Origin of the sequence: Meiothermus sp., assembly GCF_026004075.1 — a bacterium.
In the GTDB taxonomy this organism is placed as follows: Bacteria; Deinococcota; Deinococci; order Deinococcales; family Thermaceae; genus Meiothermus.
The window spans coordinates 937,563-955,020 of record NZ_BPIK01000001.1 but is presented as its reverse complement, the minus strand read 5'-3'; the positions used below and the strand labels follow the sequence as shown (position 1 = coordinate 955,020).

The window sequence follows — 17,458 nt, the reverse complement described above, 5'->3', positions numbered from 1 at the left end:
TTATTTGCCCAAACCCGAGCGCTGCACTTCCTCGAGCGACTTCGGATGCCGCGCCGACTGCCCCGCGGCCAGCTTGTTGGCGGCATCCAGGTAGGCCCGCGCCGAAGCCTCGATGATGTCCGGCGAAATTCCGTGCCCGGTGGCCATCACCTCGCCCAGCTTGAGCTTGACCGTCACCTCGCCCAAAGCCTCGGTGCTCCCGGTCACCGACTCCACCCGGTACAGCTCGAGCTCGGGCTTGAACCCGATGGCCTCGGACAGGGCCTTATACACCGCGTCCACCGGCCCGTCCCCAATCGCGGTGGTGGTGACCACGCCTTTGGGGGTCTCGAGGCTTATCGTAGCGGTGGGCAGCATGCCGTAGCCGGAGAAGAACTGGAGCTTCTCGAGGTTGAACAGGTGCGGGGTCGAGACCGACTCGCTCTCTACCAGGGCCCGCAGTTCCTCGGTCTCGATGGGGCCTTTGCGCTCCACGATCTCCCGGAAGCGGGCAAAAATCGTGCCAATCTGGGTGTCGTCCAGCTTGTAACCCAGGTCGGCCAGGGCTTTCTTGACCGCGGCCCGCCCGGAGTGCTTGCCCAGCACCAGCACCGCGGCCTGGCGGCCCACCAGCTCGGCGTTCATAATCTCGTAGGTCTCTTTGTTCTTGATGACCCCGTCCTGGTGGATGCCCGACTCGTGGGCGAAGGCGTTGTCGCCCACAATGGCCTTGTTGGGCTGCACCACCATGCCGGTGTAGCGCTCCACCATCCGGCTCATGCGGTACAGCTCACGGGTGTTGATGCGGGTATGGGCCTTGTAGTGGTCGCGGCGCACGTACAAAGCCATCACCACCTCTTCCAGAGCGGTGTTGCCCGCCCGCTCCCCGATGCCGTTGATGGTGCACTCGATCTGGGTGGCCCCGTTCTCCACCGCGGCCAGGCTGTTGGCGGTGGCCATGCCCAGGTCGTCGTGGCAGTGGGCCGAGATGTGCACGTCCCGCCCCCGCACCACCTCGTCGTAGATGCGCTTGATAAGGGCCCCGTACTCCTGTGGGGTGCCGTAGCCGGTGGTATCGGGGATGTTGATGGTAGTGGCCCCGGCGTTGATGGCGGTCTCGTAGAGCTTCATGACGAAGTCGAAGTCGGCCCGCATCACGTCCTGGGCGCTAAACTCCACGTCGTCGGTGAACTGCCGGGCATAGCGCACCATGGCGTCGGAAATTTCCAGGATCTCCTCCGGGGTCTTGCGCAGCATGTACTCCAGGTGCACCTTGGAAGCGCTGGTAAACACGTGGATGCGCTTTTTCTCGGCCTTCTCGAGGGCCGCCGCGGCTCGCTCGATGTCGAGCTTGTGGGTGCGGGCCAGCCCGCAGATCACCGGCCCCTTGACCTCGGCGGCGATGCGCGAGACACACTCGAACTCGCTGGCCCCATTCACCGGGAAACCCGCCTCGATGATGTCCACGTTGAGCCAGGCCAGGCCGTGGGCAATTTCCAGCTTTTGCTGTAGTGAAAGGGCTACACCAGGGCTCTGCTCGCCGTCCCGCAGGGTGGTATCGAAAATTCGGATGTGCCGCATACAACCTCCGTTCTGCTAACCTCGGTCAGCTACCGACCTCTTCCTTCGAGAACCTGGACTTAAGGAAAGGCATCATGGCCCGCAGCTTGGGGCCTACCTGCTCGATGGGGTGGTCTTTCCAGTAATTGCGGTTGGCGTTCAGGGTGGGCTGGCCCACCACGTTTTCCAGCATCCACTCGCGGGCAAACTCGCCCTGCTGAATCTGGCGCAGCACCTCGCGCATACGGGCCTTGGTCTCCTCGCGGTTGATGACCATGGGGCCGCGGGTGTAGTCGCCGTACTCGGCGGTGTTGGAGATGGAGTAGCGCATCCCGGCGAAGCCCGACTCGTAGATCAGATCCACGATCAGCTTCACCTCGTGCAGGCACTCGAAGTAGGCCATCTCGGGGGGATAGCCGGCCTCCACCAAGGTCTCGAAACCGGCCGCGATGAGCTGGGTCAGGCCCCCGCACAGCACGGTCTGCTCGCCGAACAGGTCGGTCTCGGTCTCGTCTTTGAAGGTGGTGGCGATGGTGCCGGCGCGGGTGCCGCCATTGGCCTTGGCGTAGGCCAGCGCCGTGGGGAAAGCCGAGCCGGAAGCATCCTGATAAACCGCCACCAGCGAGGGCACGCCCGAGCCTTTCTCGTACTCCGAGCGCACCAGGTGGCCGGGGCCTTTGGGGGCCACCATCCAGACGTCCAGGTCGCGGCGCGGCTTGATCTGTCCAAAGTGGATGTTGAAGCCGTGGGCAAAGGCAATGGCAGCCCCTTCCTTCAGGTTGGGCTCCACCTCGGCCCTGTAGACGGCCCCCTGGGTCTCGTCGGGGAGCAGGATCATCACCACATCGGCCTTGCGCACCGCTTCCCCAACCGGAAGTACCTCGAGCCCCGCCTTGCGGGCTTTCTCCTCGTTGCGGCTACCGGGGCGCAGCCCCACCACCACCTTGATGCCGGAGTCCCGCAGGTTCAGGGCGTGGGCATGGCCCTGCGAGCCAAAGCCCAGAATGGCCACAGTCTTGTCCTTGATAAAGCCGATGTCTGCGTCCTGGTCGTAGTAAATCTTCATTCTTTTCTCCTCATCGAAGGTCGAAGGGCCAACCCTCCGACGTCTTCACAAAAACAAAAGATGGGCCTTAGCCCATCCTAGACCGCCTTCTTCTCGCGTACCTTGAGTACCTGCTCGCCGCGGGACATCCCCACCGCGCCGGTGCGCATGACCTCGAGCAGCCCATAGGGCCGCATGGCTTCCACAAAGTTGTTGACCTTGGTGGAGTCGCCGGTGAGCTCGAAGATGATGGACTTTTTGGCCACATCCACGATGCGGGCCCGGAAGGCCTCGGCGATGTCCTTGACCTCGAGGCGCTCCTCCATGCCGGCGATGCTCACCTTGACCAGCGCCAGCTCGCGCTCCACGTGGGGCTCGGAGTGGTCGGTTACCTTAATAACTTCAATCAGTCGGTTGAGCTGCTTCTCCACCTGCTCCAAGACCGCATCGTCGCCCGAAACCACCAGCGAGATGCGCGAAAGGCCGGGCTGATGGGTGCGCCCCACCGCCAGCGACTCGATGTTGAAGCCCCGACGGGCAATCAAGCCCGCGATGCGTTGCAAAACGCCGGGGTTGTCCTGTACCAGTACCGAAACCAAGTGCCTCATGAACAGTCTCCATTCAGGGCTTAGTCGCCCGCCACGGTCTCCCGCGGGTTCTCGATAATCATGTCCTCTGCCGCACCGCCCGAGGGAATCATGGGGAAAACCCCTTCCTCGTGGTAGACCCGCGCCTCCAAGAGCACCGGGCCGGGGTGGGCCAGAACCTCCTTAACAGTCTCGTGCAGCTTGGCCTTGTCGGTCAGGGTGATACCCCGGATGCCGTAGGCCTCGGCCAGCTTGGCGAAGTCGGGGTTGGAGTCGGCCAGGTAGACCTCGCTGTAGCGCTTGGCGTGGAACAGATCCTGCCACTGCCGCACCATCCCCAAAAAGCCGTTGTTCAGAATCACAATTTTGACGTTCAGGTTGTGTTTCTTGAGGGTAGCCAGCTCCTGCAGGGTCATCTGGAAGCTGCCGTCGCCGTCGAAGTCGATCACCAGCTCGCCCGGTCGGGCCAGCGCTGCCCCAATGGCAAAGGGCAGGCCCACCCCCATGGTGCCCAGGCCTCCCGAGTTGATCCAGGAACGCGGAGCATCGAACTTATAAAACTGCGCGGCAAACATCTGGTGCTGGCCCACGCCCGAGGTCACTACCGCTTTGCCCTGGGTGGCCTCCCAAAAGGCCTGGATCACCTCCTGGCTTTGCAGGTGGGGCTTGGGCTTCCAGGCAAAGGGGTGTTTGGTCTTCCAGTCCTCGAGCTGCGCCCACCACTTGCTCAGGTTCAGCTTTTGAGCCCCCTTGACCAGCTCTGCCGCCACCCATTTGGCATCCCCTACCACCGGAATGGTGGTCTTGACCAGCTTGCCGATCTCGGCGGGGTCAATGTCTACGTGGATGATGGTATGGGCGTGGGGGGCAAAGCGCGAGACCTTGCCGGTCACCCGATCGTCGAAGCGCAGCCCAATGGCCAGAATGGTATCGGCGTGGTGGATGGCCCGGTTGGCCGCGACCGAGCCGTGCATCCCCGGCATCCCCAGGCATTGCGGATGGGTTCCGGGAAACACCCCCAGCCCCATCAGGGTTGGGATCACCGGAATTCCGGTTTTCTCGGCCAGGGCCACGATTTCCGGTGCCGCATTCAGCGCCCCGCCCCCCACCATCAGCACGGGTTTTTCGGCTTTTTGCAGGGCCTCGAGGGCCCGCTCGATCTGCCGGGGGTGGCCCTTGTAGGTGGGCTTATAGCCCGGCAGGTCAATCTCCACGTCGAAGCTACCGGTAAACTCGGCTTGCTGTACATCCTTAGGAAAATCGATCAAGACCGGGCCAGGCCGCCCGGTAGAGGCGATGTAGAAAGCCTCGGCAATTACCCGCGGAATGTCGTTGACGTTGCGCACCTGGAAGTTGTGCTTGGTGACCGGCTGGGTGATACCCACCACATCGGCTTCCTGAAAGGCATCGGTGCCAATCAGGTGCTGGGGCACGTTGCCGGTCAGGGCCACCACCGGCGTGGAGTCCATCAGGGCATCCTGTAAACCTGTGACCAGGTTCAGGGCCCCCGGCCCCGAGGTGGCCATACACACCCCCACCCGGCCCGAGGCCCGCGCATAGGCCGTTGCAGCATGTACCCCGGCCTGTTCGTGGCGCACCAGGATGTGCCGGATGGGCGAGTCGTAGAGGGCGTCGTAGGTGGGCATAATGGTGCCCCCCGGATGCCCAAAAATGGTATCCACTCCCTGCATCTCCAGGGCTTTCAGAATGGCGGCGGCTCCGTTCATACCTCTCTCCTCAAAGAACCGCCCCCCGAGGCTTCGGGGGGCTTTAGGATGCGCTTCTAGGCTCTTCGCTACACCAAATCCCCCGCAGGCCCGATAATTAGGCCTACTACCACTAGGATTAGGCTGCTCGGCAGAAGCATCTTGTGAAAGAGTTTACGGGTGTTTGGTATACCGTGTCAAGGCTCACACAATTACGCCGCTCGCTCTCTGCATGCGCGCGACCATTTCCTGCACAGCTCTTCTCGCATGTTCCCGACCGTTCTCGATAAACACCGTGCGGGTATCGGTGCCATACCCCGCGCTTCCGGCCACAAAGAGGCCCTCGAGGCTGGTCTCGTAAGCCTCGCTGAGCACCGGCGCGTCGCCCTGGTAGGCCACCCCGGCCCGGCGCAATAGCCCATCCACGGCTCTATAGCCGATGTGGATGAGCACAAAATCACAGGGGATGCTCCGGAAGCCTTGCTCGCTCGAGGTCTCTACCAGCACTTCCCGCGGAGCAATCGCCCGCACCCTGGCATTGAGCAGCAGATTTATGGAGCCTTCCTTAACCCGGTTCTCGAAGTCGGGTTTGAGCCAGTACTTGACCCTGGGCCGAATCTCGGGCCCGTGGTGAACCACTGTGACCCTGGCCCCGGCGCGGTAGAGCTCGAGGGCTGCCTCCACCGCGCTGTTAGAACCCCCTACCACCACCACCCGCTGGTTCCAGTAGGGCAGGGTTTCGTCGAGGCCATAGCGCACGTGGGGTAGATCCTCCCCCGGCACCCCCAGGCGGTTGGGGTTGTCGTAGTAGCCCGTCGCCACCAGCACAAAGCGGCTCTTCAGCCCACCTTCCCCATCGCGGTCGCGGTAGCTCACCCTGAAATGTCCCGGCTCAGGGTATAGGTCGGTTACCTCGGTATAGGTGCGGATGTCCAGCTCTTCGTTTTCGGCCACCCGGCGGTAATACTGCAAGGCCTCCCGACGGGTAGGCTTGGCCGAGAGCGAAGGAAAGGGGTGCCCCCCGATTTCGATGTTTTTAGCCTCGCTGAAGAAGACCGTCTCTTTGGGCCAGCGGTACAGGGTGTGCACGATGGTGCCTTTTTCCAGCACCACCGCCCGTAGCCCCGCCCGCTTGGCCTCGATGGCAGCGGCCAGACCCACCGGCCCCGCACCGATAATTATCAAGTCCCACATACGCTCAAGAATACCTGTTTTCGAGAAATCCGATTGTTGTGCTGGTAGCTCGAGTAACAGGTTTGTAACAACTACCAGATAACATGACGGCATATCTAAACCTGATCTGAAGGAGAGCACTATGGGTTCTATTCCTCCCCTGCCAGGCCTAGTTTCCACCATGGTCGAAACCCCTCGTCTCAAGACGCACGTACTGCTACGGGGCCCTTCCGACGGGGTGCCGGTGCTCCTGATTCATGGCAACGCCAGCAGCAACACCTTCTGGGAAGAAACCATGCTGGCCCTGCCGGATGGCTTTCGCGCCATCGCGCCCGACCTGCGCGGCTATGGCGACACCGAAGACAAGCTGGTTGACGCCACCCGCGGCTGCATGGACTGGGTAGACGACCTCCTGGGCCTGATGGACTTGCTGGGTTATGCCCGCTTTCACGCGGCCGGACACTCGCTGGGCGGCAGTGTGGTCTGGGCCATGCTGGCGGCGGCCCCCGAGCGCATCCACACCGCCACCGTCATCGCGCCGGGCTCCCCTTTTGGCTTTGGCGGCACCAAAGACATTCTGGGAACCCCCTGCGCCCCGGATTTTGCCGGCTCGGGGGCCGGCATCGTCAACCCCGAGTTCGCCCGGCTCATCGCCGAGGGCTACCGGGGCAGCGAGTTTCAGGCCGCCCCCCGCAACGTTATGAACAGCTTCTACTGGAAGCCACCCTTCCGGCATCCCCGCGAAGAAGCCCTGCTCTCGGGCGTTCTATCCGAGAAAATTGGGCCCGACAAGTATCCGGGCGACGCCGAGCCTTCGCCCCACTGGCCGGGGGTCGCCCCTGGAAAGTGGGGGCCGGCCAACGCCATCTCGCCCAAGTACGTGGGGGATAGCGTACAAAGAATGCTCTCGGCCCCCTCCAAGCCCCCCATCCTCTGGGTGCGCGGTTCCGACGACCCGATTGTGGGGGATATGAGCCTCTTCAACATGGGCACCCTGGGCAAGCTGGGGGTGGTGCCCGGCTGGCCGGGCGACGAGGTGCACCCCCCGCAGCCGATGGTGGGGCAGACCCGTTATGTGCTCGAGCAGTACCGGGCCAACGGCGGCTCCTTCCGCGAAGAGGTGATCCCTGACACCGGCCACTCACCCCACATGGAAAAGCCCCACATCTTCAACCCGCTGTTTCATGCCCACCTCCAGTCGGTGTAGGGCCATCGCTCCAACGGAAAGCACCTGAGATGGTAGGCTCATCCAGCGATGGTGCCCTACCTGAATGAGTATTTTCTGGCCGCTGAGGTCGAGCCCAAGACCATGGATCGGCTCTGGGCCGAGGGCTGGCGCCACTTCGGGGAGTACTTTTTTCGTTACAGTCAAACCAGAAGCCACACCGTGCTGCCCCTGCGGGTGCGGCTGGCCGGGTTTGTCCTGCGTCGAAGCCAGCAGCGGGTGCTCAAGAAGAACCAGGACATCCAGGTAAAGCTACAGCCGGCCTTTGTGAACGCCCAGGTGGAGGCGCTTTTTGCCCGGCACAAAACCCGCTTTTCCCACAGCATCCCCAAAAGCATTTACAACTTCATCTCGCGGCATCCGGCCCATATCCCCTGCCGCTGCCACAGCCTGACCCTGCATCACCAGGGCCGCCTGGTGGGCATCAGCTACCTGGACGAGGGGGCGCAGGCCACCTCGAGCGTCTACCAGTGCTTCGACCCCGACCTCTCCAAACGCAGCCTGGGCATCCTGATGATCCTGCACTCGATTCTGCTCTCGAGGGCCTGGGGCAAGGCCTACTACTACCCCGGCTACGCCTACCCGGAACCTTCCGAGTACGACTACAAAAAGCGGCTGGGGGCGCTGGAGTATTTCGACTGGCAGGGCCACTGGCTTGAGTTTGAGGACACACCCACACCCCAATCTGGCCGTTAGAATAGGGGCGTTCAGCGGAGGCAGGAAGTGGCACTCAAGCCTGTGAAAAAAGGGTGGAGCCCCGAAACCTGGGTGAGCCTGCGGCCGTTTGGGCTGGGGTTGCAAAAGCCCAACAACTTCCTCGAGGTCTTCCGGGCCATCGGCGAGAACGCCGACAACCTCGAGTACGCCTGGCGCATCCTGCGCGATGGGGTCTGCGACGGCTGCGCCCTGGGCACCCGCGGCCTGAGGGACTGGACGATTGAGGGCATCCACCTCTGCAACATCCGGCTGCGCCTGCTGCGGCTCAACACCATGGGGCCCCTGAAGGCGGAAGTTTTGCGGAATGTGGAAGACCTCAAGTCCAGAAGCTCTGCCGAGCTGCGGGCGCTGGGCCGCCTCCCCTACCCCATGCGCCGCCGCCGGGGGGAAGCGGGGTTCACCCGGATCAGCTGGGACGAGGCCCTCGACCGCATCGCCTGGAGGCTCTGCAAAACCCCTCCCGAAAAGATGGGCTTTTACCTCACCAGCCGGGGCACCCCCAACGAGACCTACTACGTGGTGCAGAAAGCGGTGCGGGCCCTGGGCAGCAACAACATTGACAACGCGGCCCGCATCTGCCACAGCCCCAGCACCGTGGCCCTCAAGGCCGCGCTGGGGGTGGCCGCCACCACCTGCAGCTACCGCGACCTGATCGGCACCGACCTGGTGGTGTTTTTCGGCTCCAACCCGGCAGTTAATCAGCCGGTGATGATGAAGTACCTGTACTACGCCAAAAAAGCCGGAACCCAGGTGGTCTGTGTCAACCCCTACCTGGAACCGGCCATGCGGCACTACTGGGTTCCCTCCGACCCCGAGAGTGCGCTCTTTGGCACCAAGATCACCGACCGCTTCTTCCAGGTACAGCCGGGGGGCGACAGCGCCTTTATCACCGGAACCCTCAAGCACCTGATAGAGCAGGGCTGGCTGAACCAGGCCTTTATCGCCGAGCACACCGAGGGCTTTGAGGCGCTGGCCGATCAGGTCAAACAAACCCCCTGGGAGGCGCTCGAGAGCCTGAGCGGGCTCTCCAAAGCCGAGATGCTCGAGTTCGCCCTGCTGCTTGCCAAGGCCGACCGGGCCGTGCTGGTCTGGAGCATGGGCATCACCCAGCACCGCTCGGGCGAGGAGAGCGTGCAGAGCATCATCAACCTGGGCCTGGCGCGGGGCTACCTGGGGCGCGAAGGTTGCGGCCTGATGCCCATCCGCGGGCATTCGGGCGTGCAGGGCGGGGCCGAGATGGGGGCCTACGCCACGGTGTTTCCGGGCGGCCTGCCGATTAATGCCGAAACCGCCGCGGCCCTGGAAAAAGCCTGGGGCTTTGCGGTGCCCAGCCAGCCGGGCCTGACCGTGACGGAGATGCTCGAGGGGGGCCTCGAGGTGCTGTGGAGCGTGGGGGGCAACTTCCTCGAGACCCTGCCCAGCCCGGCCCAGGCCGAGGCCCACCTGGCCCAGGTGCCGCTGCGGGTGCACCAGGACATCGTGCTGTCGTCGCAGATGCTGGTCGAGCCCGCCGAGGAGGTGATTCTGCTCCCCGCCACCACCCGCTACGAGATTCCGGGCGGCTGCAGTGAAACCACCACCGAACGCCGGGTGGTCTTCAGCCCCGAGATCCCCGGCCCCCGCCTGCCCGAGGCCCGCTGGGAGGGGGAGGTCTTTCAGGAGGTGGTGGCCCGCATGTGCAGGCCCGAGCTGGCCGAAAAGGTGCGCTTTGCCGATACCGCCGCGGTGCGGGCCGAGATTGCCCGGGTCGTCCCCCTCTACGACGGCATCCAGCACCTAAAGGCCCGGGGCGACGCCTTCCAGTACGGGGGGCCCCACCTCTGCCCCGGCGGGGTCTGCCCCACCCCCAGCGGGCGGGCCCGCTTTCTGCCGGTGGCCCTACCCCAAAGCGCTGTGCCCGAGGGCGCTTTTCGCCTGGTTACCCGGCGCGGCAAGCAGTTCAACAGCATGGTGCACGAGGCCACCGACCCCATCAACGGCGCCCCCCGCGAGGCCGTCCTGATGAACCCGAGCGACCTGGAAAGGCTGGGGTTGAAGCCCGGCCAGCCGGTCTGGTTGCACAACCCTTTTGGCACCCTGGCGGGCCGGGTCTTCGCGGCCGAGGTACGGCCCGGCAGCCTCCAGGTGCACTGGCCCGAGGGCAATGTCCTGATTGACCCCAGGCTGCGCTCGAGCCAGGCCAAAATTCCGGCCTACAAAGAGGCGTATGTCTATATCCACACCCAACCACCGCCCCAAAGCCCGCACCCGAACCCGGCTGCTGCGGATTGAGCAGGGCCAGGCCTCGGCCCGGTTTGACCTGGTCGCCACCGAGGAGCCGCTGGAAATCCGGCTGCTGGCTGCGCAAACCCGCGGGAAAACCGTCGCCATCACCATGCGCACTCCCGGCCACGACTTCGAGCTGGCCGCAGGGTTCCTGCTCTCCGAAGGGCTGGTTCGCCGCCGGGAGGAAATCCGGCGCATCGCCTACTGCACCGACCCCAGCGAGCCCCAGCAGTACAACATCGTGAACGTCGAGCTGAACGCGGCCACCCTGCCCGATCTGGCCCCGCTGGAACGCCACTTCTACACTACCTCGGCCTGTGGGGTGTGTGGGAAGGCCAGCCTGGAAAACCTGCAGCGCCGCTATGCGCCATTGGATATAAGCTGGCGGGTCTCGAGCCCGCTGATTACCAAGCTTCCCGAGCAGCTCCGCGCCCAGCAAACCCTCTTTGCCCAGACCGGGGGGCTGCACGCCGCCGCTTTGTTCAACCGAGCAGGCCACCTCCTGGCCCTGCGCGAGGACGTGGGCCGCCACAACGCCCTGGACAAACTGCTGGGCTGGGCCCTGCTGGAAAACCGGCTGCCCCTCTCCGAGCAGATCGTGCTGGTCAGCGGGCGGGCCAGCTACGAACTGGTGCAAAAAGCCCTGGCCGCGGGCGTTCCCGTGCTGTGCGCCATCTCGGCCCCCAGCAGCCTGGCGGTGGAGCTGGCCCAGGCCTTCAACCTCACCCTGATTGGCTTCTTGCGGGACAGCTTCAACGTCTATAGCGGTGCGGAGCGTCTGGAACTGGATACTTTGTGAAGAAATTTAGTCCACCGGCTCGAGGGTGTGGCACAATCTGGGTATGAAAGCCTACCTGGGCCTCTACACCGCGCGCCTGGAAATGCCCTGGGTCAAAAGCCTCAAGGAAAAGCGGGCCCTGGTCAAACCCACCATCGAGCGGCTGCGCGCGCGCTTTCCGGTCTCGGCGGCCCGCCTGGCCGGGCAAGACGAGCACGGCTGGGAGGTGGTGGGTTTCAGCCTGATCGGCCACGACAGCGTCTGGGTCGAGACCGTGTTGCGCGAGGCCGCCGACTTCATCGCGGCCCAGGCCGAGTACCGGGTGACCGAAGTTAGCTGGAGCATCGAAGAAGTGGGCCTGGAAGACCTGCTCCCGGCCTGGGTTTCCTGAAGTGCCGTTCTAGGCCGGCTGGTCGGGGAAGTCGGTCTTGGCTTCTTCCTCGAGCGTCCGCACCTCGAGCTGCCCCTCGGCGTTGCGCTCAATCTTGAGCTTGAACTGGGCAATCAGGCCGCCAATCGCCCCAATGGCGGCCAGCCGCGGGGCGGCCAGGGTCAGCAACCCGCCCACCAGCACTCCCACGGTGAGGGGCAACGAGATCAGCTCCTCGCCGTTGGGTTTGCAGATGGTCACCCGTGTGGCGGTAGCATCGCGCAATAGCTCCTGAATTTTGCTTACAAGTTCGCTACCCTGGACCTGAATTTCTTCAACCCAGGTTTTTTGGTCGGGTTTAGGGGTGTCTTCCATAGTTTCCTCCCTGGCTCGAGCAGGCTTCTCGTAGATGCTGGGCTCACCGATGCGTGATGGCTTCAATGGGCTCGAGTCACTCCGATGATAACGCCTACCCCACAGCCTCCACCGCCATGGCCGTGGAGCCGCCGGTGCCGTGGCAGATGGCCGCCAGGCCACGCTCCTGGCCGTGGGTGTGCAGAGCGTGAATCAGGGTGGTCAGGATGCGCGCCCCCGAAGCCCCGATGGGGTGGCCCAGGGCGATGGCCCCGCCATGCACGTTCAGGCGATCCATGGGCACACCCAGCAGGCGGTTGAAGAGCAGGTTGTTGAGGGCAAAGGCCTCATTGTTTTCGAACAGGTGGAAGTCGGCAATGCTCATATTAAGCTTCTCCAGCAGTTTTTTGACCGCCGGAATGGGGGCTTCGGGGAAACGCCAGGGCTCGCCCGCTGCCCAACTGTTGCCCAGGATGCGGGCAATGGGCTTCAGGCCGTACTTCTGCACAGCTTCGGGGCTGGCCAGGAGCAGCGCCGAGGCCCCGTCGGAAATTTGCGAGGCGTTGCCCGCGGTCAGTACCCCGTCTTTCTTGAAGGCCGGGCGCAGGGCCGCCAGCGACTCGAGGGTGGTCTCGGGCCGCACCCCTTCGTCCTTTTCGACCCGCTCGAGCCCCTTGCGGGTCTTGACCTCGAGGGGCACAATCTCCCGGCTAAAGTAGCAGGCCTCCTGGGCCCTCGCAGCCCGCCGGTGCGACTCCAGGGCCACCTCGTCCAGCTCGGGTCGGGTCACCCCAAACTCCGCCGCCAGGCGCTCGGTCTGGTCGCCCATGGCCTCGCCGGTGAAGGGGTCGGAGAGCCCGTCGCGCTGCAAAATGTCCTGCAGTTGCTCGGGCGCACCGGCCAGGTACTTGTAGCCCCAGCGGGCCCGGCTCGAGAGGTAAAAACCGGTCTGGGTCATGGACTCCATCCCGCCGGCCAGCACCAGCTCGGCATCGCCATTTTTGATAGCCAGCGCGCCGTTGGCTACGGCCTGCATCCCCGAAGCGCACACCATATCCACCGCGTAGCCGTCCACGGTGTTGGGAATCCCCGCCTTAAAGGCTGCCTGACGGGGCGGTAGCTGGCCGTGTCCGGCCCGCAACACCTGACCGAACACAAATAGGTCGAGTTCAGCCCCGCTCAATCCGGCCTGCTCGAGCGCCGCCTTCATCACGTGCGCCCCCAGGTCTACCGGCGAAAAGTCCTTGAGCGCGCCGCCAAAACGCCCAATAGGGGTGCGCACCGCCGAAACCACCCATACCTCACGCATAACTGCCTCCTCCCGATATATTACGCCATTTTGACCTGCTAACGTAAATCCGTAATGTATTAGCCGGTGTTATCCAGGCCCAAACCACGTACGGCGACTGGCCGGCGGTATGGTGCCAGCCCGCTAAAAACATAAACCACCCCCATCGGGGTGGCCTCGCTGAGTAGCAGCGACCTAGTGATCCTTATTGGGCAAGCCCTTGTCCTTGACCAAAAAAATGAACATCAAGAGCAGCAGCACAATAACCACAGCCGAACCGATGGTGATGATCTCGTCCATAGTCTTCTAAGCCTCCTATTATCCGAGTAGAGTTTAGCACTGTCTGCGCCTTCCGCAGCAGTGTAATACGCATTTCGGTAGTATCGTTCACTTTGACAAGCCTAAACGATACTACCGAAATGCTTTTCTACTCCCTTCGGTCGGCTTGAATCCTCCACCTCTGACTGCGTCCAACGGTGAAGGATTCAAGCGGAAAGGGTATAATCTGACAAATCTCACCCAGCCTTTATAGACTGTTGGGGTGACGCTGCGCAGGGTGCCGGTTTTTGCCTACGACTGGGTGCTGGTTGGCCTGGTGTTGCTGATTAATCTGATTGGTCTGGTCACGCTCTACAGTGCAGCACCCAGCCGCGGGGTCTGGCTACAGCAGATACTGGCCTTCCCCATCGCCCTATCGGTAGGCCTGCTGGTGCAGTTGTTTTCCCGCCGCCAGGTGCTTTCCTGGGCCTTTCCACTGTATGCAGTCTCGCTGGTTTTGCTGGTGCTGGTTTTGCTGGTTGGGCGCGAGATTAACGGGGCCAAAGCCTGGTTCAACCTGGGCCCGTTGAGTTTTCAACCGCTCGAGCTGGCTAAAATTGGGCTTATTTTGGTGCTGGCTAAAGTGCTGGCGGCCCGTCCGCTGGAGCGCTGGCTGGATTATGCGCTGCCGGTTTTGCTGACGGCCCCCATTCTGGGCCTGGTATTCATCCAACCCGACCTGGGGGGCACCCTGGTGCTTATCGCCGGGCTGCTGGGCATGCTGTTCGTGCGGGGCATGCCCACCATCCATATCGTGGTGGGGCTCCTGGCGGTGATGGTGCTGGTGCCCACGGTGGTCTGGCCCAACCTCAATCAGTACCAGCGGGATCGGGTGGAAATTCTGTTTGACCTCTCCAAAGACCCCAAGGGCAAAGGCTTCCAGCAGATCCAGTCCACCATTGCCATTGGCTCGGGGGGCCTGATGGGCAAGGGGTTTGGGGCCGGTACCCAGACCCAGTTAGGGTTTGTGCCCGAGCGTCAGACCGACTTCATCTATGCTGTGCTGGCCGAGGAGTGGGGCTTTGTGGGCGCCTCCACCCTCATGGTGCTGTACGCTTTGCTCTTTTTCCGGCTGGGCCGCATGGCGCTGGAGTGTGTGCGCCTCGAGGATCGCCTCATCATCGTGGGGGTGCTCTCGATGCTGGCCTTTCAGGTCGTGGTCAACATTGCGGTCACGCTGGGCCTGGCCCCGGTGACCGGCCTGACCCTGCCCCTGGTTTCCAAGGGCGGTAGCAGCCTGATTATGGTGTATCTGGGGCTGGGGCTGGCCCTGCTCATCCACCGCGACCGCTACAGCGAGGTATAAGCGGTTTTCACATTCCTGTTACCTTATGGCTTTACAGTTGGGTTCATACCGGTCGGCGTATACTGGAACCAAGGAGGAAGACCATGCCTTTAGGCCCTACTGAGCTCATCATCATCCTGCTGATTGTGGTTTTGTTGTTTGGCGCACGCAAGCTGCCCGAGCTGGCTCGAGGTCTGGGCCAGTCGGCCCGGGAGTTTCGCAAAGGTCTGAGCGAGGAAGAGAAAAAGACCGAGGAGAGCAAACCCGAGCAAAAACAGTCTTAGGTAAGCGGTATCAGGTGCAAAAAGCGTGGCTCGAGGGCAACCTCGAGCCACTGGCCTTCGGCAAGCTCGAGCTGGGCCTGTTTGTAGCGCGGCAGGAAGAAGTCCAGGCCCACCGAGCCCACCGCCAACTGCCCCCGCACCCGCAGGCCCTGCGTGCGCAGGTGCCGCACCTGGCCCCGGATGCGGTTCTCAGGGCCCTCCTGGGTAAAAACTTCCTCCGGGCGGACGCCCACCATCACCCGCTGCCCAACCGAAATGCCGTTTGGGTATAGGGCTTTGAGCATGCCCAGGGGGGTTTGTACCTGCACCCAAAGGCCGTCCACGGCCAGAACCGTGCCCTCCAGAAGGTTGCGAAAGCCCACCAGCCGGGCTACCTCGAGGGTCGCGGGGCGGGTAAATATCTCTTCGGAGGTTCCCTGCTGGGCCAGCCCTGCTTTGGTCAAAACCGCCACCCAGTCGGCCCGCTGGGCCAGCCACTGGTCGTGCGAGGCTACCAGCGTGGGTATTTGCAAGGTTCTAAGACGCTCCAGCACCCCTCCAAAAACCTCCTCTCGAGTCGCCACATCCAGGGCGCTGGTAGGCTCGTCCAGCAATAGAATCTGGGGTTCTCGGGCCAGGGCCCGGGCCAGGGCCACCCGCTGCTGCTGTCCCCCGGACATCTGGCGGGGGTAGCGTTCGGCCAGTTCGGCCATGCCCATCAGCTCGAGGTAGGCCAGGGCCTTTTGCTTACGGGCCTGGGGGGGCAGGTGGGCCAGCGGAAAGGCCACGTTCTGCCAGGCCCGCAGGTGGGGAAACAGGGCCAGATGCTGGGGCAGGTAGCCCACCGGCCGCACCTCGGCTCGCAACCCCGTGAAGGGCTGGCCCCTGGCCGGAATCAGGCCAGCAATGGCCTTGAGCAGGCTGGTCTTCCCCACCCCGCTCTCGCCCAGCAGTACCGTAAAGCCCCGTACCTGCAGGCTGAGCTCGAGCTTTACCGGGTGCTCGAGGGCATACGCAATCTCCACGTGTCCTCCAGGGTACGCACCAGGTACACCAGGGCAAAGCTCACCACAAGCAAAACCCCCGAGGCCTCGGCGGCTCGCCCAAACTGCAGGGCCTGTACCTGATCGTAGATGTAGATGCTCACCATCTGGGTTTTGCCGGGAATGCTACCCCCCACCATCAGCACCACCCCAAACTCGCCCAGGGTATGGGCAAAGGCCAGAATGGAACCCGACAAAATCCCCGGCCAGGTGATGGGCAGGATGACCTCGAGCCAGACCCGCCGCCAGCCCGCCCCCAATGTTCGCGCGGTCTGAATCAGGTCCAGATCCAGGCTGCGAAAGGCCTCGCGGTAGCCGTTCAGGGCAAACGGCAGGCTAAAGAGCACCGACCCCACCACCAGCCCCTCGAAGCGAAAAGCCCAGGTTATACCCAAAAACTGCGCGAGGGGGCCATTCTGCCCCAGGAGCAACAGCAGGTAAAACCCCAGCACCGTGGGCGGTAGGGTGAGGGGCAGCAGCACCACCGATTCCAGCACCCGCTTGCCCCAGAAGCGCTTGTGGGCCAGCACCCAGCCCAACGGCAGCCCCAACAAAAGCAGAATGAGGGTGGTCACCAGGCTAACCCCCAGGGTCAGGCGCATGGTCTGCCAGAAAACCGGGTCGTCCATTACTCTGGCTGCTCCCCCGGCAGCAAGAAGCCATACTTGCGCAGGACGCGGTGGGCTTCGGCCGTGTTGATGTAGTCGTAGAAACGCCGCACTGCCGGACGATCCCGGCCTTGCAGAATCACAAAAGTCTGATTAAGGCGCAAATGGCTACTCAAGGGGGCCAGCCAGTACACACCTGCACGCTCCATCGCCTCACTCCTGGCAATGGAGAGGGCCAGCAGGCCAATGTTGGTGCTGGTCAGGGCCAGTTGGGCAGTCTGGGAGATGTTCTCGCCATACACGAATTCGAAGCTGGCCTTGCCCCGCTGTAGGGGGGCCACATCGTAGTAAGCGGGAATACCTGCCGTCATCTCCTCCCAGCGGGCCGGTCGGGTTGAACGCAGAAGGCCAAACCGTTCCAGAAGCGTCACGCCAGCCCGGCCGTACGGGGCGTGCACCGGGTTGGCTACCGCCAGCCGGGTCACCCGCGGGTCGAGCAGTATGCGCGGCCCGAGCTGGCGTGGATCAAGGCCCTGCTGAACCAGGCGATTCGAAGCCCAGATCACCATACGACCCACCGCGAACAGGCGCAGGGTTCCCGGCACGGTGCGACCTGCCTGCTCGAGCTGGCGTGGGAAGGCCTCATCGGCGGAAAAATAAATATCCGCCGGCAAACCCTGCACGATCTGGGTATAAATTTTCCCCGAGGAGCCAAAGCTCAGTTCAACCTTCAGGCCCGGATTCTGCCGAAGGAAGGCCTGGGCAATTTCCGACAGGGCGTACTGTAAATCTGCCGCTGCCACCACCCGCACGGTATTCTGGGCCAGAGCCCAGCTCAGCATCAGCAGCCCCACACACACAACGCGAATCATGCGGCCTCCCAAATAGTTACAG

Annotated in this window: 17 protein-coding genes; 7 read left to right on the top strand and 10 right to left on the bottom strand. The window is 63.3% G+C overall.

Annotated elements, in window-relative coordinates; all coding sequences use genetic code 11:
- The 5 genes from Q0X18_RS04675 to Q0X18_RS04655 all read right to left on the bottom strand — a co-directional run bounded on the left by Q0X18_RS04675 (position 1) and on the right by Q0X18_RS04655 (position 6,071).
- On the bottom strand, positions 1-1,560 hold the full coding sequence (locus Q0X18_RS04675; RefSeq protein WP_297559206.1) for a 2-isopropylmalate synthase: 1,560 nt from the start codon (positions 1,558-1,560) through the stop codon (positions 1-3).
- A gap of 25 nt (positions 1,561-1,585) precedes the next feature.
- Positions 1,586-2,605, bottom strand: a complete 1,020-nt coding sequence (ilvC, locus tag Q0X18_RS04670) for a ketol-acid reductoisomerase (protein ID WP_297559205.1) — start codon at positions 2,603-2,605, stop codon at positions 1,586-1,588.
- Positions 2,606-2,682: 77 nt separating this feature from the next.
- The gene (gene ilvN / locus Q0X18_RS04665; RefSeq protein WP_297559204.1) at positions 2,683-3,192 is read right to left on the bottom strand and encodes an acetolactate synthase small subunit; all 510 of its coding nucleotides are present in this window, start codon (positions 3,190-3,192) and stop codon (positions 2,683-2,685) included.
- Positions 3,193-3,212: 20 nt separating this feature from the next.
- Positions 3,213-4,898, bottom strand: a complete 1,686-nt coding sequence (gene ilvB / locus Q0X18_RS04660; protein WP_297559202.1) for a biosynthetic-type acetolactate synthase large subunit — start codon at positions 4,896-4,898, stop codon at positions 3,213-3,215.
- A gap of 183 nt (positions 4,899-5,081) precedes the next feature.
- The gene (locus Q0X18_RS04655; protein ID WP_297559200.1) at positions 5,082-6,071 is read right to left on the bottom strand and encodes a YpdA family putative bacillithiol disulfide reductase; all 990 of its coding nucleotides are present in this window, start codon (positions 6,069-6,071) and stop codon (positions 5,082-5,084) included.
- A gap of 121 nt (positions 6,072-6,192) precedes the next feature.
- Here Q0X18_RS04655 and Q0X18_RS04650 point away from each other — a divergent pair, with 121 nt between their 5' ends.
- Genes Q0X18_RS04650 through Q0X18_RS04630 form a run of 5 tightly spaced genes read left to right on the top strand, consistent with a single transcriptional unit; the run spans position 6,193 to position 11,426 of the window.
- Positions 6,193-7,257, top strand: a complete 1,065-nt coding sequence (locus Q0X18_RS04650; RefSeq protein ID WP_297559198.1) for an alpha/beta hydrolase — start codon at positions 6,193-6,195, stop codon at positions 7,255-7,257.
- 48 nt (positions 7,258-7,305) lie between these two features.
- A complete protein-coding gene (locus Q0X18_RS04645) occupies positions 7,306-7,971 on the top strand; it encodes an arginine-tRNA-protein transferase (protein ID WP_297559196.1) in 666 nt (221 codons plus the stop codon).
- Between the two features lie 42 nt (positions 7,972-8,013).
- Positions 8,014-10,263 carry an FdhF/YdeP family oxidoreductase gene (locus tag Q0X18_RS04640; protein WP_297559194.1) on the top strand — a complete coding sequence of 750 codons (2,250 nt, stop codon included), beginning with the start codon at positions 8,014-8,016 and terminating at the stop codon, positions 10,261-10,263.
- Positions 10,199-11,056: a formate dehydrogenase accessory sulfurtransferase FdhD gene (gene fdhD, locus Q0X18_RS04635; RefSeq protein ID WP_297559191.1), complete on the top strand. Its 858-nt coding sequence runs from the start codon at positions 10,199-10,201 to the stop codon at positions 11,054-11,056. The genes Q0X18_RS04640 and fdhD overlap by 65 nt, the downstream gene beginning before the upstream one ends.
- Positions 11,057-11,099: 43 nt before the next feature.
- Positions 11,100-11,426: a DUF503 domain-containing protein gene (locus Q0X18_RS04630; protein WP_297559189.1), complete on the top strand. Its 327-nt coding sequence runs from the start codon at positions 11,100-11,102 to the stop codon at positions 11,424-11,426.
- A 9-nt stretch (positions 11,427-11,435) separates the two neighbouring features.
- On the opposite strand, the gene Q0X18_RS04625 is transcribed toward Q0X18_RS04630, so the two are convergent.
- Both Q0X18_RS04625 and Q0X18_RS04620 read right to left on the bottom strand, forming a co-directional pair.
- On the bottom strand, positions 11,436-11,780 hold the full coding sequence (locus Q0X18_RS04625) for a DUF4342 domain-containing protein (RefSeq protein WP_297559186.1): 345 nt from the start codon (positions 11,778-11,780) through the stop codon (positions 11,436-11,438).
- Positions 11,781-11,874: 94 nt separating this feature from the next.
- Entirely contained in the window at positions 11,875-13,068 is a 1,194-nt protein-coding gene (locus Q0X18_RS04620; protein ID WP_297559184.1) for a thiolase family protein, read from the bottom strand.
- A 520-nt stretch (positions 13,069-13,588) separates the two neighbouring features.
- On the opposite strand from Q0X18_RS04620, the gene rodA reads away from it, so the two are divergent.
- Both rodA and tatA read left to right on the top strand, forming a co-directional pair.
- Positions 13,589-14,671 (top strand): rod shape-determining protein RodA, encoded by a 1,083-nt coding sequence (gene rodA, locus Q0X18_RS04615; RefSeq protein WP_297559182.1) that lies wholly within the window; start codon positions 13,589-13,591, stop codon positions 14,669-14,671.
- Positions 14,672-14,754: 83 nt separating this feature from the next.
- Positions 14,755-14,934, top strand: a complete 180-nt coding sequence (tatA, locus tag Q0X18_RS04610; RefSeq protein WP_297559179.1) for a twin-arginine translocase TatA/TatE family subunit — start codon at positions 14,755-14,757, stop codon at positions 14,932-14,934.
- Here tatA and Q0X18_RS04605 read toward each other — a convergent pair.
- The 3 genes from Q0X18_RS04605 to modA are packed head-to-tail and all read right to left on the bottom strand — an operon-like array spanning position 14,931 to position 17,436.
- Entirely contained in the window at positions 14,931-15,938 is a 1,008-nt protein-coding gene (locus Q0X18_RS04605) for an ABC transporter ATP-binding protein (RefSeq protein ID WP_297559177.1), read from the bottom strand. The genes tatA and Q0X18_RS04605 overlap by 4 nt on opposite strands.
- Positions 15,905-16,585 (bottom strand): molybdate ABC transporter permease subunit, encoded by a 681-nt coding sequence (gene modB, locus Q0X18_RS04600; RefSeq protein WP_297559175.1) that lies wholly within the window; start codon positions 16,583-16,585, stop codon positions 15,905-15,907. The genes Q0X18_RS04605 and modB overlap by 34 nt, the downstream gene beginning before the upstream one ends.
- Positions 16,585-17,436: a molybdate ABC transporter substrate-binding protein gene (gene modA, locus Q0X18_RS04595; protein ID WP_297559173.1), complete on the bottom strand. Its 852-nt coding sequence runs from the start codon at positions 17,434-17,436 to the stop codon at positions 16,585-16,587. Before modA ends, modB begins: the two co-directional genes overlap by 1 nt.
- Positions 17,437-17,458: the final 22 nt, after the last annotated feature.